We start from the raw sequence: 15326 nt of genomic DNA on the forward strand, positions 1-15326 counted from the left end.
GCGGGGCGCCGAATCCGGCGGAACCGGCCGCCCGCCGTCGTCGCTCCTCGATGAGGGGCGGGCGCGCCTTCACCGCGCCCCGGCCGCCTGCCTAGAGTTCGAGGCATGAAGCTCACCGATGACCTGCTGCAGAAGTTCAACGAACAGATCACCCTCGAGTTCGAGGCGTCCATGGTCTACCGCCAGCTCGCGATCGCCGCCGACGACCTGGACCTGTCCGGGATGGCCGCGTGGCTGCGGCACCAGGCGGACGAGGAGATCGTCCACGCGAACAAGTTCATCGACCACGTCGCCGACCGGGACAGCTTCCCGACGATCGGCGCCATCCCGGCCCCGCCCGTGCAGGCCGGCCTGTCGGCCCTGGAGATCTTCCGGGCCGCGCTCGCGCACGAGCAGAAGGTCTCCGAGGCGATCCGCGAGCTGTACCGGGCCACCGAGTCCGCGGGCGACCTCAACTCGCGCCCGCTGCTGAACTGGTTCCTGGACGAGCAGATCGAGGAGGAGGCCACCGTCTCCGAGATCGTGGGCCAGCTCGAGCTCGTCGGCGATGACGGCTCGGGCCTGCTCCGCATCGACGGCCGCCTGGGCTCCCGTCCCGTGGAGACCACCGAGAACGACGCCTGAGCCCACCGGCGGCCTCGTCGGCCGCGCACGCACCGGCCCGGTCCCCCACGGGACCGGGCCGGTGCGTGTCCGTCCCCGCCGCTATGCTCGACCTGCGCCCTGCCCGCGCACCGGCGCGCCCGTCGGCCCCACCCCAGGAGGAACCATGGTCGGACTCGTAGCCCTGCTCGACGACGTCGCCGCCCTCGCCCGCCTCGCCGCCGCGAGCGTGGACGACGTGGCCGCAGGGGCGGGACGCGCCGCGGCCAAGGCGGCGGGTGTGGTGGTCGACGACGCCGCGGTGACCCCGCAGTACATGGCCGGCGCAGCCGCGGCCCGCGAGCTGCCGATGATCTGGCGGATCACCAAGGGCTCCCTGCGCAACAAGCTCGTGTTCATCCTGCCCGCCCTGCTGCTGCTCGACTGGCTCGCCCCCTGGATCCTGCCGTGGCTGCTGCTGGCCGGCGGCACCTACCTGTCCTATGAGGGCGCGCACAAGGTGTGGGGCAAGCTCACCGGCCACGGGCATGCCGACGACGAGGAGCCCGCCGTCGAGCGGGGTCCGGAGGCCGAGGACACCGTGGTGCGCGGGGCCATCACCACGGACTTCATCCTGTCCCTGGAGATCATGGTCATCTCCATGAACGAGGTGGCCGACCTGGGCTTCTGGATGCAGGCGGCGGTCCTGGCGGTGGTGGCCGTCCTCATCACCGTGGGCGTGTATGGGGCCGTGGGGCTGATCGTGAAGATGGACGACGTCGGCCTGCACCTGCACCAGAACGCCTCGACCTCCGGCGGCCGCTCGTTCGGCGCCGGGCTGGTCAAGGCCATGCCGCACGTGCTGCGCGTGGTGACCGTCATCGGCACCGTGGCGATGCTCTGGGTGGGCGGCCACATCGCCCTCGTGGAGCTGGACGCACTGGGCGTGCCGTGGCCCTACGCCGTGCAGCACGGGATCGTCGAGCCCGTCACACACGCCGCCGGCGCGTTCCTCGGCTGGCTCACGGAGACTGCGACGTCGGCTGTGTGGGGCCTGCTCTGGGGCTCGGTCGCGCTCGGGGTGGTCCTGCTCGTCGGACGCCTGCGCGGGAAGAAGGCCGCGCCCGCCCACTGATGCGGCGGCTGACGGGTCTACTCCCACCCGCGCCCGACGCCGAGGCCCGCAGACGCGCCGCTACGCACGGAACGTAGCGGCGCGTCTGCGGGCCTCGGCGCTGTCTCCGTCTCCCGACGGGCCCCGTCAGTCGGCGGTGAGGAAGGTGCGCACCGCGGAGACGAAGGCCTCGGGCTGGTCGGCGTGCAGCCAGTGGCCGGCGTCACGGACGGTCACGCGCACGACGCGCGGGAACAGCTCCTTCATCCGCGGCACGTCCTCGTCCTGGACGTAGTCCGACTCGGCGCCGGCCAGCCACAGGACCGGATGGTCGAACACGCGCGCCGGGTCCTCGGGGACCACCGGGTCCGGGAACGAGCCGATCTCCCGCAGGTGCTCGAAGAGCATGGCCACGTTGGGCTGCCACGCGAAGTGGCCGGCCGCGCGCCGCAGGTTCTGCAGCAGGAAGCCGCGCACCCGCGCGTCGTGGACGTGCTCGGCCATGGCCGCGTCGGCCTCGGCCCGCGAGTCGTACGCGTCCAGGTCCATGCGCAGCATGGTGCCCAGCAGGTGCACGAACTCGTCCGTGGCCTGCGGTGAGAGCCGCGGGGAGATGTCCTCCACGATCAGCCGGTCCACGAGCTCCGGGTGCCGCAGGGCGAGCACCATCGCGACCTTGCCGCCCATCGAGTGGCCCAGCAGGTGGACCGGCCCGTCGGCGGCGAGACCGCCCCGCAGGTGGGCAGCCACCCGGTCCGCGATCTCGCGGTAGTCCACCCGGTCCGTCCAGGGCGAGGCGCCGTGGTCCGGCAGATCGATCAGCTCCACCGTGAAGTCGTCCCCCAGCTCCTTGGCCGGGCCGGTGAAGTTCCGGCCGCGGCCCATGAGGCCATGCAGGAACGCGACGCGGCGCGAGCCCTCCCCGATGCGGGTGGAGGCCAGGGGTGCGTCGGACAGGGCGGAGGCGGCGGTCGTGTTCACCCGACTCAGGCTAGCGCGGGACCGGACCGGCGCCTCCCCCGACTTCCAGTCATCTTGACCCTCTGAGATGGGCGGGAACAGTGTCATACTGACCAGAACAGCCCCGCCAGTCCACTCCGGGAGGTCCCATGCCCGTCGCTGAGGCCCGCGTCAGCGTCGCCGTGTCCACGGCCGTCTTCGGCGTGCGCCCGGACCCGCACGGCGTGCCCCGCCTCTGCGTCGCCCTCGTCCCGCGGATGCGCGAGCCGTTCCTGGACCGGTGGGCGCTGCCGGGCGCGTGGCTCGGCGCGGACGAGGAGCTGGCCGACGTCGCCGCACGCGTGGCCGCCGAGTGCGTGCCCGGTCCCGTCCGTCGCCTCGAGCAGCTGGCGGCGTTCGGCGCCGTGGACCGTTCCCCCACCGGACGCGTCCTCACGGTGGCCCACTGGGCGCTCAGCCCCGTCCTGGACGACGACGGCGCCGCCCCGGCGTCCCGCCCGGACCCGGACGTGGCCGGGCTGCCCATCGGGGTCCATGTGCGCTGGCACCGGGCCGACGCGCCGCCCGCGCTGGCGTTCGACCACGCCCAGATCCTGGCGGCGGCCGTGGCGCGTCTGCGCGCGGACCTGCCGCGAGCCGGCGTCGGGCACGCGCTGCTGGGGCCCTCCTTCACCCTTGCCGAGCTGCGCGCCGTGCACGAGGCCGTCCTCGGCCGCGGCCTCGACGCCGCCAACTTCCGCCGCGCCACCCTCGCCGCCGGGGCCCTCGAGGAGACCGGCGAGGTCCGCGGCGGCACCCCGCACCGCCCGCCCAAGCTCTACCGCTACCGGCCCGCCGGGCCCGGGACCGACCCCGATCCCGCCGGGCCGGACGCCCGCCGCTGACCCACCAGCCCCGACCCAGGAGTCACCCATGACCACCCCGACCGGGACCACCGCCTCGGTGGCCCGCACCCTGACCCTGATCGACAAGGACGCCGCGCGCGGCTCCTCGTGCTCCCCCGACCTGACCCGCGGCCCCTGGGCGTTCGACGCCGGCCTGCCCGCCTACGGCCCCGGCGCATCGCAGGACGACGCCGTCCCGGCCGACGCCCCCGTGCAGGGCCGCATCCCCGAGGAGTACCAGCGGGCCTCCGACGAGGAGCTCCACGCCCGGATCAGCGCGGCGCGGCAGACGCTCGGCGAACGCGTCGTCGTGCTGGGCCACTTCTACCAGCGCGACGAGGTCGTCCAGCACGGCGACTTCGTGGGCGACTCCTTCCAGCTCGCGCGGGCCTCCCAGGGCCGGCCCGAGGCGGAGGCGATCGTGTTCTGCGGCGTGCACTTCATGGCGGAGACCGCGGACCTTCTCTCCACCCCGGACCAGGCCGTCATCCTGCCCAACCTCGCCGCCGGCTGCTCCATGGCGGACATGGCCGACCTGGACTCGGTCGAGGACGCGTGGGAGCAGCTCGAGGCGGTCTACGGCACCGAGCCGGACGACGACGGGCGCGTGCCCCTGCTGCCCGTGACCTACATGAACTCCTCCGCGGCCCTCAAGGGCTTCGTCGGCGAGCGCGGCGGCATCGTGTGCACGTCCTCCAACGCCTCGGCCGTGCTGGACTGGGCGTTCGAGCGTGCCCAACGCGTCCTGTTCTTCCCGGACCAGCACCTGGGCCGGAACACGGGCCGCGCCAGGGGGATCCCACTCGAGCAGATGCCGACGTGGAACCCCCGCCTGCCGCTGGGCGGGAACTCCGAGGACGCCCTGCGGGACGCGAAGGTCCTGCTGTGGCACGGCTTCTGCTCGGTGCACCGCCGCTTCACCGTGGCGCAGATCGAGCAGGCCCGCGCCGAGCACCCGGACGTCCAGGTGATCGTGCACCCCGAGTGCCCCCTGCCCGTGGTGGAGGCCGCGGACTCCTCCGGGTCCACCGACTTCATCGTCAAGGCGATCCAGGCGGCGCCGGCCGGCTCGACCTTCGCGATCGGCACCGAGATCAACCTCGTGCAGCGCCTGGCCGCCCAGCACCCCGAGCACACGATCTTCTGCCTCGACCCCGTGATCTGCCCGTGCTCCACCATGTACCGCATCCACCCCGGCTACCTCGCGTGGGTGCTCGAGGAGCTCGTGGCCGGCCGCGTGGTCAACCGGATCACCGTGCCCGCGTCCGTCGCCGACCCGGCCCGCACCGCGCTCGAGCGGATGCTGGCCGTCGCGCCGAAGCAGTCGGCCGCGCAGTCCGCCGGGGCCGGGACGTGACCCCGGCCGACCGCGCCCCGGCGACGCCGGCCCCGCAGCCGGACGTGGAGCGGATCGTGGCCGCCGCGCTCGCCGAGGACGCGCCCTGGGGTGATGTCTCCTCGGAGGCCTTCGTCCCGGAGCAGGCCCGGATCACCGCGCGCGTGGTGGCCCGCGAGCCCGGGGTGCTCTCCGGCACGAACGCCCTCGAGGCCGCCTTCCGGCTCGTCGACCCGGCCGTGTCCGTCACCCTGCACCTGACCGACGGCGCCGACCTGTCCCCCGGCGCCGTCGTCGCCGAGGTCGCGGGCCCCGCCCGCTCGGTGCTGCGCGCCGAGCGCGTGGCGCTGAACCTCGTCCAACGGCAGTCCGGGATCGCCACGACGACGGCCGCCCACGTGGCCGCCGCGCGCGCCGGCGGCGGGCACGCGCGGGTGGTGGACACCCGCAAGACCACCCCGGGTCTGCGCGTGCTCGAACGGCAGGCGGTGCGGGACGGAGGCGGGCACAACCACCGCTTCAGCCTCTCGGATGCCGTGATGCTCAAGGACAACCACCTGGCCGCGCTGGGGTTCGGCGGTGCCGGCGACCCGGGCGAGGCCCTCACCGCGGCCCTGCGCGCCGGGATGGCCCGCCTGCCGCACACCACCCACGTGGAGGTGGAGGTCGACCGGCTCGAGCAGATCCCGGCGGTGCTCGCCGCCGGGGTCGACACGATCATGCTGGACAACTTCTCGCCGGCCGAGCTGCGGGCCGGCGTCGAGCTCGTGGCGGGCCGCGCCGTCGTCGAGGCCTCCGGCGGGGTGAGCCTCGAGACGATCGGGGCGATCGCGGCCACGGGCGTGGACGTGATCTCGGTGGGAGCACTGACCCATACCGTCCAGTCCCTGGACCTGGGCCTGGACGCCGTGGTCGAGGAGGGCTCGCCGCGCCGATGAGCACCACCCTCGACCTGGACCACGCGGCCACCGCGCCCGTCCGGCGCAGCGCGCTGGAGGCGATGTGGCCCGCCCTCACCGGCGTCTACGGCAACCCGTCCTCGGCGCACGAGGCCGGCCGGGCGGCGGCGGCCCTGCTCGAGGACGCCCGCGCGCGGGTGGCCCGCGCGATCGGCGCCCGGGCCGGGCAGGTCGTGTTCACCTCGGGCGGCACGGAGGCCGACGCGCTCGCCGTGCTCGGCACGGTGCGCGCCCGGATCCTCGCCGGACGCCCGGCGGGCCACGTGCTGACCACGGGGATCGAGCACAGCGCGGTGCGGCAGTCCTGTGACCAGCTGGCCCGGCTGCACGGCGTCGAGGTCGAGCACCTCGCGCTGGACCGTGACGGTTTGACCTCGGCGGACGACCTCGCCGCCCGCCTGCGCCCGGACACCGCGCTGGTCAGCGTGCACCTGGCCCACAACGAGGTGGGCACGGTGCAGCCGGTGGCCGAGCTGGCCGCCGTCGCCCGGGAGGCGGGCGTGCCGCTGCACGTGGACGCGGTGCAGGCCGCGGGGCAGATCCCGGTGGACGTGCGCGCCCTCGGGGCGGATCTCGTGGCGCTGTCCGGGCACAAGGTCGGCGGGCCCAAGGGGGTCGGCGCGCTGTGGGTGCGCCCGGGTCACGCCCTGGAACCGCTCGTGCCCGGTGGCGGCCAGGAGCGGGGCCGGCGGTCCGGGACGCAGAACGTGGCCGGTGCCGCCGGGTTCGCGGCGGCCTTCGAGGAGGCCGAGGCGGAGCGCACCGCGGCCGCGGACGCGTGGTCCGGGCTGCGGGACCGGTTCGCGGCGCGCGTGCTCGACGGCGTCCGGGCGCTCGTGCCCGACGCGCGGCTGACCGGCCATCCCGCGCGGCGGCTGCCGCGTCACGCCTCGTTCGTGCTGCCCGGCGTGAACGGCGAGTCGGTGCTGGAGGAGGCGGCCCGCCGGGGCGTGCTGGCCTCGGCGGGGTCCGCGTGCTCGGCCCACGACGCCGAGCCGTCCCCGGCCCTGCTCGCGCTGGGCCTCAGCGAGGACGAGGCCCGCACGGCCCTGCGCTGCACGTTCGGCCCGGACGCCGACGCCCCGCTGCTCGACGCCGCGGCGGACGCGATCGTCGACGCCGTCCGGACGGTCACCGCCCTGCGCTGAGCGGCCCCGGGCCGGTCGACCCCGATGCCGCCGGGGGCCGGCGTCGGACGTTCACCCGGGGGTCAGCCCGAGGCCACATGTCCCTCGCCTGCGTGCCCCACCCTGGCCCCGTGAAGCAGACCACCGCACCCCTGTCCCACTCCGCCTCCCGCCGTTCGGTGCTCGCCGCGGCGTCCGCCGCCGTACTCGCCCCCGCCGCCCTCGCCGGCCCCGCCGCCGCCCGTCCGGCCCGCCACACCCCCGGTGGCCTGGTCGCGTCCCGTCTGACGCTGCCGTCCGGCGTCGCCACCGGCGACGTCACCTCGAACTCGGCCGTGCTGTGGGCGCGCTCGTCCGGCCGTTCGCGCCTGCACGCCACGCTGCGCGCGGTCGACGAGGACGGGAAGGTGCTGCGCGGCCGCTTCGCCCGCGGGCTGACCCTGCGCTCCGGCTGGGTCGACGGGGCCACCGACCACACCGCGAAGATCCTCGCGGACACGCTGCCCTCCGACACCCGCTTCGAGGTGACGTACGCGTTCGAGGACGAGGCCGGCCGCCTGGGCGAGTCGGCCGTGGCCCGCTTCACGACGGCGCCCGGCGCGCGGTTCGGCCGGAAGACCTCCGCCGCCCAGTCCTTCGTGTGGACCGCGGACACCGCGGGGCAGGGCTACGGCATCAACCCGGAGATCGGCGGCATGCGCGGCTACGCGGCGATGCACGCCACGATGCCCGACTTCTTCCTGCACTCCGGCGACACGATCTACGCGGACAACCCCATCCCGGAGACCCTCGAGGTGGCCGGCGAGCCCACCTGGCGCAACCTCGTCACGGAGGAGACGTCCAAGGTCGCCGAGACGCTGAACGAGTTCCGCGGCCGCCACCGCTACAACATGATGGACGACAACCTCCGCGCCCTGTACGCGGACGTCCCCGTCATCGCCCAGTGGGACGACCACGAGACGACCAACAACTGGTGGCCGGGTGAGGTCCTCGAAGACCCGCGCTACACCCAGGTCCGTGACGTGGACACGCTGGCCGCCCGCGCCCGCCGCGCGTGGCAGGAGTACATGCCGATCGCCGACTCCACAGCCCTGCGCCGCGGCTCGGGCTTCGAGCCCGCCCGCATCTACCGCAGGATCCCCCGCGGCGCGACCCTCGACGTGTTCGCCCTGGACATGCGCACCCACAAGGGCGAGAACACCCCGGGGCTCGAGACCCACGAGACCCCGATCCTGGGCGACGAGCAGCTGCAGTGGCTCATCCGTGGGCTGCGCGCGTCGACCGCCACGTGGAAGGTCATCGCCAACGACCTGCCTCTGGGCCTGATCGTCCCCGACGGCACGGGGCAGGAGTCCCTGTCCAACGGCGACGACGGCGCCCCGCTGGGCCGCGAGCTGGAGATCGCCCGCCTCCTGAAGGCGATCAAGGACCACGGCGTGAAGAACGTCGTGTTCCTCACCGGCGACGTCCACTACTGCGCGGCGCACCACTACTCCCCCGACCGCGCGGCGTTCACCGACTTCGAGCCGTTCTGGGAGTTCGTGGCCGGCCCCATCAACGCCGGATCGTTCGGCCCGAACACGCTGGACGGCACCTTCGGCCCGCGCCTGGACTTCGAGGCGCACGGGCCGGTCATGGGCTCGCCGCGCTCCGGCGAGCACCAGTACTTCGGCCACGTCGAGATCCCCGAGGACGGCCGCGAGTTCCGGGTGCGTCTGATCAACGCCGCCGGCCGGACGGTCTACTCGCGCACGCTGACGGCGGCCTGATCCGCCGTGCCACGCGGCGGGTGACCGTCAGTCGGTGATCAGGCCCTCCTCGCGGAGCCAGTCCCACGCGACCTGGGTGGGCTCCTCGCCGTCGACGTCCACCCGGGCGTTCAGGCGCGCGGCCGTCGCGTTGTCCAGGCGCGCGGTCACGGGCGCCAGCAGGTCGGCGATCTCGGGGTGCTCGGCCAGGACCTCCTCGCGCACGATGGGGGCCGCGTTGTACTTCGGGAAGAAGCTCAGCGGGTCCTGCAGGGTCGTCAGGTCCAGCGCGGCGATCCGCCCGTCCGTGGCGTACGCCTCCCCGAAGGTGCACGACCCGTCCGCCACCGCGGCGAACACCGCCCCGATGTCCATCTGGCGCAGCCGGGATCCGGTGGGCCGTTCGATCCCGTAGGCCTCGAGCATGGGCAGGAACCCGTCGTTGCGGGCGGCGAATTCGGCGCTCACGCAGAAGGACTGGTCCTCCGTGGGGAGGTCCTTGATGTCCGCCAGGGTCTCCAGGCCGAGCTCCTCCGCCCGGTCCTGGCGCACGGAGAAGGTGTAGGTGTTGTCGAGTTCGGCCGGCGGCAGCCACACCAGGCCCTGCTGCGCGTCCTCGTCCCGGACCGCGGCCCACTGCGCCTGGGCGTCCGGGATCGGATCGGTGTGGCCCAGGTACGTGATCCAGGCCGTCCCCGTGTAGTCCCACTCGACGTCCACGACGCCTGCGACCTGGGCCTGGCGCGCACTGAGCGAACCCGGCATGTTGGTCAGATCCTCGACGTCGGCCCCCGCGGAGCGCAGCAGGATCGCGGTGATCTTGCCGAGCACGACGCCCTCGTTGAAGTTCTTGGAGCCCACCGCCACGTGGGCGCCCTCGAGGTCGATCCCGGCGACGTCGCCGGCGGGCGTGCCCGAGGGCAGGTAGCCGCCGGCGGTGCTCAGCCCGCACCCGGACAGGACCAGGGAGGCCGCCAGGCCGAGCGCGGCGAGCGCGGCACGAGCGGGGGTCCGGCCGCGGCGGCGGGACGGGGTGGTCGCGCGCGGGGTGGTCATGCGAGCCCCCTCGGCGTGGCCAGCGTCTCGACGAGGCGGCCGATCCACTCGATCATCAGGGCGAGGGCGGCCACGAGGATCGCCCCCGAGACGAGCAGCGGGAAACGGAACAGGACGATCCCGGTCTGGATGAGCAGGCCGAGGCCGCCGGCGTCGATGAACGTCGCGAACGCCCCGGTACCCACCAGCAGCACCAGGGCGGTCCGCAGACCCGCCATGATCACGGGCAGGGCCAAGGGCAGCTCCACCCGGAGCAGGGTCTGCAGCGGCGACATGCCCATGCCGCGGGCCGCCTCGACGACGGTGGGGTCGACGCCCCGCAGCCCGGCCAGCGTGTTGGCCAGCACGGGCAGGAACGCGTAGAGGGACAGGGCCAGGACGGCGACCCGGAAGCCGAACCCCCACGCCATGGCGAGCAGGACGATCACACCGATCACGGGAGCGGCCTGGCCGGCGTTGGCCAGCCCCATGGCGACGGGGGTGAACCGCCGGGCGGCGGGGCGGCTCAGCAGCACGCCGAGCGGGACGGCCGTCGCCACGACCAGAACGGTGGACACGCCGACGAGGGCCAGGTGCTCGGCGGTGAGGCGCAGGACGGTGGGCCAGGTCAGCAGCCGGGCCTCGACGTCGTCGAGGGCGGCTCCGCGCACCCAGACGGTCCACCCGATCAGCAGGGCGGCCACCAGCAGCGGCAGGCCGATCAGGAGCAGGCGGTCCTCGGCGGAGGCCGCACGCAGCCGGGCGATCACGGCCGAGCCTGCTCGTCGCCGGCGCGGGCGTGCGCGCGCAGTGTCGGATAGTCGAGCAGACCGATGACCGTGCCATCACGGACCACGGCGATCTCCTCCGCCGGGGCCGTGACCAGCACGGCGAGGGCCTCGCTGATCGGGGTGGCCGCGTCGAGCACGGGCCCGCCCGGCAGCGTGCCCGTCGGGTGCTGTGCGATCGGGCGCAGCGGCAGCGAGTCGACCGACCGCAGCCCCAGCCGCTTGAGCCCCGCCCCCGACCCCACGAAGTCGGCCACGAACTCGGTGGCCGGCCGCGCCAGGACCTCTTCGGGGGTGGCGTACTGGGCCACGTGCGCGCCGGGTTCGAGCACCAGGATCCGGTCGCCCAGGAGCACGGCCTCGTCCACGTCGTGGGTGACCATCACGATGGTCTTGCCCACCCTGGCCTGGATGTCGAGCATCTCCTTCTGCAGGCGCTGGCGGGTGAGGGGGTCCACGGCGCCGAAGGGCTCGTCCATGAGCAGCACGGGTGGATCCGCCGCGAGGCCCCGCGCCACGCCGACGCGCTGCTGCTGTCCGCCGGACAGCTCGCGCGGGAAACGGTCCCGGTAGATCGCCGGGTCCAGGCCGACCAGGTCGAGCAGCTCGTCCACGCGGTCGGCGATGCGCCGGCGGTCCCACTTGAGCAGGCGCGGCACCAGGCCGACGTTCTCGGCGACGGACAGGTGGGGCATCATCCCGCCACCCTGCACGACGTAGCCGATCTGACGGCGCAGCCGGGTGGGGTCGCGGCGTGTGATGTCCTCCCCACCGATCAGGATCCGCCCGGAGGTGGGCTCGATGAGGCGGTTGATCATCTTCAGCGAGGTGGTCTTGCCGCAGCCGGACGGGCCGACGAACACCACGGTCTCCCCCGCGGGGATGATGAGGTCCAGGGCGTCCACGGCGGGACGGTCCTGCCCCGGAAAGAGCTTCGTCAGGGACTCGAGACGGATCTCGGCCCCGGCGTCACGGTCGGTGCTCATGCGCGCAGTCCCTTCGAGATGGTGAGCCGGCCGAGCAGCACGAGCAGCCCGTCCAGGACGAGGGCGACGACGACGATGCCGAGGGTGCCCACGAGGGCGTAGTTCAACGCGTTGGCGCCGCCCAGGGAGACCAGCCCCGTGAAGATGTACGAGCCCAGTCCGGGCCCCAGGACGTAGGCCGCGACCGCGGCCACGCCCATGCCGAGCTGGCCCGCGACCCGGATGCCGGTGAGGATCACGGGCCAGGCCAGCGGGAGACGCACCCGGGTGAACAGCGCCACCGGCCCCATGCCCATCCCCCGGGCGGCCTCCAGCACCTCCGGGTCCACGCCGCGCAGACCCACGAGCGCGTTGCGGAGGATGGGCAGCAGGGCATAGAAGACCACCACCACGACGGCGGGGACGGTCCCGATGCCCACCAGGGGGATCAGGACGCCGATGAGCGCGAAGGAGGGCAGGGTCAGCCCGACGGCCGTGAAGGCGTTCGCGATCGGGGTCAGGGCCTTGATCCGCGTGGCGATCACGGCCAGCGCGATGGCGAGCACGGTGGCGATGGCCAGCGCCTGCAGCACGAGCCACCCGTGCTGCCACGCCCGGAAGAGGATGTCGGGCCAGCGTGAGGCGAGGAACTCGCTCATGCGGCCTCCACGCCGGCAGCGCGCCCCTGGGCGGCCCGGGCGTCTGCGGGGCGGGGCAGGACCGTCATCGTCGTCTCCTTCGGTCCGGGTGGGTCGGGCGTGCTCTTGCACGCTCCCCGAGACGGTGGCGCTCCCTGTGTTCTGCGCCACGACGGGGGTCGCCGGCACCGCCAAGGATGGCCTACCGACCGGGCGACGGGCAGGACGGCCTGCGCTAGCGTGTCGGCCATGTCTCGCTCCCACTCCGATGCCCTCGACGCGTCCGGCCCCGACTCCGGGGGCGCCGTCGCCGTGCCCCGCCGCCGCGTCGGCCTGCTGCCCCGCATCCTCGTCGCGATCGTGGCCGGCGTCCTCGTCGGCCTGGTCGCGCCGACCTGGCTCGTGCAGGCCTTCGCCACCTTCAACGGGCTGTTCTCGAACTTCCTGGGTTTCATCGTCCCGGTGCTGATCCTGGCGCTCGTCGCCCCCGCCATCGGCGACATCGGCCGGGGCGCGGGGAAGCTGCTGGCCCTGACCGGCGGCATCGCCTACGGCTCCACCCTGGTCGGCGGCTTCGGCGCCCTGCTGGTCTGCCTGCTCGTCTTCCCGCTGATCCTCACGCCCGGGTCCTTCGAGGGGATGGCCAACCCCGAGGACGCGCTGCTCGGCCCGCTGTTCGAGGTGCAGATGGACCCGCCCTTCGGCGTGATGACGGCCCTGCTGCTCGCGTTCGTGCTCGGCATCGGCCTGACGATGCTGCCGCGCGGCGCCCTGCACGAGAGCTTCGACCAGCTGCGATCGATCATCGAGCGGGTCGTCATGGGCCTGATCGTGCCGCTGCTGCCCGTCTACATCTTCGGCGTGTTCCTGAACATGACCGCCGCCGGCGAGGTCTTCAAGGTCATCACCACGTTCCTCGGCGTGATCCTGCTGGTCTTCGGCCTCACCGTGGTGCTGCTGCTCCTCCAGTACGTCGTCGCGGGCGCGATCGCGGGCCGCAACCCGTTCACGGCACTGAAGACGATGCTGCCGGCCTACGCGACGGCCCTGGGCACCTCGTCCTCGGCGGCGACCATCCCGGTGACCCTGCGCCAGACCCTGCTGCTCGGCGTGCGCCGGCCGATCGCCTCGTTCGTCGTGCCGCTGTGCGCGACGATCCACCTGGCCGGCTCCACCGTGAAGATCGTCTCGTTCTCCATCGCGGTGCTGTTCCTCTCGGGCCAGTCGATCGACGTCCCGGTGTTCGTGGGCTTCATCTTCATGCTGGGCGTCACCATGGTCGCGGCGCCCGGCGTGCCCGGCGGCGCGATCGTGGCGGCCTCGGGCCTGCTGACCTCGATGCTCGGCTTCACCGAGCCGCAGGTCGCGCTCATGGTCGCCACGTACATCGCCATCGACTCCTTCGGCACCGCCACCAACGTGACCGGCGACGCCGCCATCGCGATGATCGTCGACAAGATCGCCGGAGACCGTCTCATCGAGGACTCCGAGGACGAGGGCCTGGAGCGCCGCGACGACGAGGGGGCCGCGACCGGCGCCGACGCCGGCTGACCCGCCCCGCACACACCACGGCCCCCTCCCTGTCTGCAGCTCCGGGACGGGGCCGTCGTCGGGACTGGCGGTGTCAGCCGCGCAGGCCCTGCTCCGCCTCGGCGCGCACCGCGCGCCGTTGCCCCGGGGAGCGCACGACGACGTCGCTCATCTCCTCGAGCGTCTTGCCCTTGGTCTCGGGCACGAAGGCCGCCACGAAGGCCAGGGACAGCGCCGCCATGACCGCGTACAGGCCGTAGGCGAGGGTCAGGCCGATGTCCGCCAACCACGGGAACGTGGTGGAGACGGTGAAGTTGGCCGCCCACTGCGCGGCGGCGGCCACGGCGAGCGCGCCGGCGCGGATGCGGTTCGGGAACATCTCGCCCAGCAGCACCCAGACCAGCGGACCCCAGGTGGCACCGAAGAACACCACGAAGGCGTTCGCGGCCACCAGCGCCACCGTGGACCACGGCTGCGGCAGGGACACGGACTCGGCGCCGCCGGTCTCCGCGAAGGAGAAGGCCAGTGCCATCAGGCCGAGGCTGACCGCCATGCCGGCGGAGCCGGCGATCAGCATGGGGCGACGGCCGACGCGGTCCACCAGGGCGATCGCGATGAAGGTGACGGCGATGTTCGTGACCGAGGTGATCACGGTGACCGTGAGGGCGTCCGACTCTCCGAAGCCCACCGAGCGCCACAGGGTGGTGGAGTAGTAGAAGATCACGTTGATGCCCACGGCCTGCTGGAAGACGGAGAGCAGGATGCCGATCCACACGATCGGCTGCAGGCCCGCCGCCGGTCCGCGCAGGTCCGCCAACGACTCGCGGTGCTCCGAGTCCAGCGAGCGCCGGATGTCCTCGATCATCAGGTTCACCCGGTCCACGCCGGTGAACTCGTGCAGGACCTCGGCCGCCTCGTCCGTGCGACCGCGGGCGACCAGGTAGCGCGGGGACTCCGGCAACTTCAGGGCGAACAGGCCGTACAGCACCGCCGGGACGGCCTCGGCCAGGAACATCCAGCGCCAGGCGTCGACGCCGAGCCAGAACGGCTGCGCCGCTCCCCCGGCCATCGTCGCGAAGAGCGCGTCCGTGAGGAGCGCGACGAAGATGCCCAGGACGATCGCCAGCTGTTGGAGCGAGCCGAGGCGACCGCGCACATGGGCCGGGCTGACCTCCGCGATGTACGCCGGGGCGATCACGGACGCGGCGCCCACGCCCAGGCCGCCGACCATGCGCCAGACGATCAGGTCGACCACGCCGAACGCCAGGCCCGAGCCGATGGCGGAGACCAGGAACAGGATCGCGGCGATCACCATCACGGGCACGCGGCCGCGGCGGTTGGCGATCGGCCCGGCGAACCAGGCGCCCAGCGCGCAGCCGATCAGCGCCGAGGAGACGGCGAAGCCCGTGAGACCGGCGCCGAGGCCGAACTCCCCGGCGAGCGCGTCCACGGCGCCGTTGATGACGGAGGTGTCGAAGCCGAACAGGAAGCCGCCGAGCGCGGCGGCGACCGAGATGCCGACCACCTTGGCGTTGAGGCGCGACGTCGCGGCGCCGCCGGACCGGGTCGCTGTCATGGTGGGTCCTCTCTGGGTGGCGCCCGACGGCCCGCTGCGCGCCGGTGCGTCCGCACAGTGTGTTCTCCGCTCGGCGAGCGTGCA

Annotated in this window: 14 protein-coding genes; 8 read left to right on the forward strand and 6 right to left on the reverse strand. The window is 73.7% G+C overall.

The window, feature by feature from the left end:
- Positions 1-105: 105 nt before the first annotated feature.
- Together NR072_RS00535 and NR072_RS00540 are read left to right on the forward strand one after the other, a co-directional pair.
- Positions 106-624, forward strand: a complete 519-nt coding sequence (locus NR072_RS00535; protein ID WP_041105037.1) for a ferritin — start codon at positions 106-108, stop codon at positions 622-624.
- A gap of 145 nt (positions 625-769) precedes the next feature.
- Entirely contained in the window at positions 770-1717 is a 948-nt protein-coding gene (locus NR072_RS00540) for a DUF808 domain-containing protein (protein ID WP_041105414.1), read from the forward strand.
- Between the two features lie 126 nt (positions 1718-1843).
- On the opposite strand, the gene NR072_RS00545 is transcribed toward NR072_RS00540, so the two are convergent.
- Positions 1844-2677: an alpha/beta fold hydrolase gene (locus tag NR072_RS00545; protein ID WP_041104952.1), complete on the reverse strand. Its 834-nt coding sequence runs from the start codon at positions 2675-2677 to the stop codon at positions 1844-1846.
- A gap of 128 nt (positions 2678-2805) precedes the next feature.
- Between NR072_RS00545 and NR072_RS00550 the strand changes: the two genes are divergently transcribed.
- The 5 genes from NR072_RS00550 (at position 2806) to NR072_RS00570 (ending at position 8731) form a co-directional block, all read left to right on the forward strand.
- Positions 2806-3540 carry an NUDIX hydrolase gene (locus tag NR072_RS00550; RefSeq protein WP_041104954.1) on the forward strand — a complete coding sequence of 245 codons (735 nt, stop codon included), beginning with the start codon at positions 2806-2808 and terminating at the stop codon, positions 3538-3540.
- 28 nt (positions 3541-3568) lie between these two features.
- Positions 3569-4897, forward strand: coding sequence for a quinolinate synthase NadA (gene nadA / locus NR072_RS00555; protein WP_061867051.1), 1329 nt, complete (start codon positions 3569-3571; stop codon positions 4895-4897).
- Positions 4894-5814, forward strand: a complete 921-nt coding sequence (gene nadC / locus NR072_RS00560; RefSeq protein WP_041104958.1) for a carboxylating nicotinate-nucleotide diphosphorylase — start codon at positions 4894-4896, stop codon at positions 5812-5814. Before nadA ends, nadC begins: the two co-directional genes overlap by 4 nt.
- Positions 5811-6983: a cysteine desulfurase family protein gene (locus NR072_RS00565; protein WP_041104960.1), complete on the forward strand. Its 1173-nt coding sequence runs from the start codon at positions 5811-5813 to the stop codon at positions 6981-6983. The genes nadC and NR072_RS00565 overlap by 4 nt, the downstream gene beginning before the upstream one ends.
- Before the next feature lie 110 nt (positions 6984-7093).
- The gene (locus tag NR072_RS00570; protein WP_052520106.1) at positions 7094-8731 is read left to right on the forward strand and encodes an alkaline phosphatase; all 1638 of its coding nucleotides are present in this window, start codon (positions 7094-7096) and stop codon (positions 8729-8731) included.
- 27 nt (positions 8732-8758) lie between these two features.
- Here the strand turns inward: NR072_RS00570 and NR072_RS00575 are convergent, their stop codons facing one another.
- From NR072_RS00575 to NR072_RS00590, 4 genes are read right to left on the reverse strand one after another with little or no spacing between them, the layout of a single operon-like run.
- Entirely contained in the window at positions 8759-9766 is a 1008-nt protein-coding gene (locus NR072_RS00575; protein ID WP_134416720.1) for a glycine betaine ABC transporter substrate-binding protein, read from the reverse strand.
- A complete protein-coding gene (locus tag NR072_RS00580; protein ID WP_036316433.1) occupies positions 9763-10515 on the reverse strand; it encodes an ABC transporter permease in 753 nt (250 codons plus the stop codon). Before NR072_RS00580 ends, NR072_RS00575 begins: the two co-directional genes overlap by 4 nt.
- On the reverse strand, positions 10512-11519 hold the full coding sequence (locus NR072_RS00585) for an ABC transporter ATP-binding protein (RefSeq protein ID WP_134416722.1): 1008 nt from the start codon (positions 11517-11519) through the stop codon (positions 10512-10514). Before NR072_RS00585 ends, NR072_RS00580 begins: the two co-directional genes overlap by 4 nt.
- Positions 11516-12157 carry an ABC transporter permease gene (locus tag NR072_RS00590; RefSeq protein WP_002855197.1) on the reverse strand — a complete coding sequence of 214 codons (642 nt, stop codon included), beginning with the start codon at positions 12155-12157 and terminating at the stop codon, positions 11516-11518. The genes NR072_RS00585 and NR072_RS00590 overlap by 4 nt, the downstream gene beginning before the upstream one ends.
- A 228-nt stretch (positions 12158-12385) precedes the next feature.
- Here NR072_RS00590 and NR072_RS00595 point away from each other — a divergent pair, with 228 nt between their 5' ends.
- Positions 12386-13687, forward strand: coding sequence for a dicarboxylate/amino acid:cation symporter (locus tag NR072_RS00595; protein WP_158183880.1), 1302 nt, complete (start codon positions 12386-12388; stop codon positions 13685-13687).
- A 73-nt stretch (positions 13688-13760) separates the two neighbouring features.
- On the opposite strand, the gene NR072_RS00600 is transcribed toward NR072_RS00595, so the two are convergent.
- Complete coding sequence (locus NR072_RS00600) at positions 13761-15242, reverse strand: sugar porter family MFS transporter (protein ID WP_141843619.1); 1482 nt, start codon at positions 15240-15242, stop codon at positions 13761-13763.
- Between the last annotated feature and the right edge of the window lie 84 nt (positions 15243-15326).

The organism is Micrococcus sp. Mcc89 (assembly GCF_024519795.1).
GTDB lineage: Bacteria > Actinomycetota > Actinomycetes > Actinomycetales > Micrococcaceae > Micrococcus > Micrococcus luteus.

Excerpts from the sequence above, each read along its gene's own strand:
- NR072_RS00565 (WP_041104960.1), top strand. The coding sequence starts at position 5,811 with ATGAGCACCACCCTCGACCTGGACCACGCGGCCACCGCGCCCGTCCGG.
- NR072_RS00600 (WP_141843619.1), bottom strand. The coding sequence starts at position 15,242 with ATGACAGCGACCCGGTCCGGCGGCGCCGCGACGTCGCGCCTCAACGCC.
- NR072_RS00575 (WP_134416720.1), bottom strand. The coding sequence starts at position 9,766 with ATGACCACCCCGCGCGCGACCACCCCGTCCCGCCGCCGCGGCCGGACC.
- NR072_RS00585 (WP_134416722.1), bottom strand. The coding sequence starts at position 11,519 with ATGAGCACCGACCGTGACGCCGGGGCCGAGATCCGTCTCGAGTCCCTG.
- NR072_RS00535 (WP_041105037.1), top strand. The coding sequence starts at position 106 with ATGAAGCTCACCGATGACCTGCTGCAGAAGTTCAACGAACAGATCACC.
- NR072_RS00550 (WP_041104954.1), top strand. The coding sequence starts at position 2,806 with ATGCCCGTCGCTGAGGCCCGCGTCAGCGTCGCCGTGTCCACGGCCGTC.
- NR072_RS00590 (WP_002855197.1), bottom strand. The coding sequence starts at position 12,157 with ATGAGCGAGTTCCTCGCCTCACGCTGGCCCGACATCCTCTTCCGGGCG.
- NR072_RS00595 (WP_158183880.1), top strand. The coding sequence starts at position 12,386 with ATGTCTCGCTCCCACTCCGATGCCCTCGACGCGTCCGGCCCCGACTCC.
- NR072_RS00540 (WP_041105414.1), top strand. The coding sequence starts at position 770 with ATGGTCGGACTCGTAGCCCTGCTCGACGACGTCGCCGCCCTCGCCCGC.
- nadA (WP_061867051.1), top strand. The coding sequence starts at position 3,569 with ATGACCACCCCGACCGGGACCACCGCCTCGGTGGCCCGCACCCTGACC.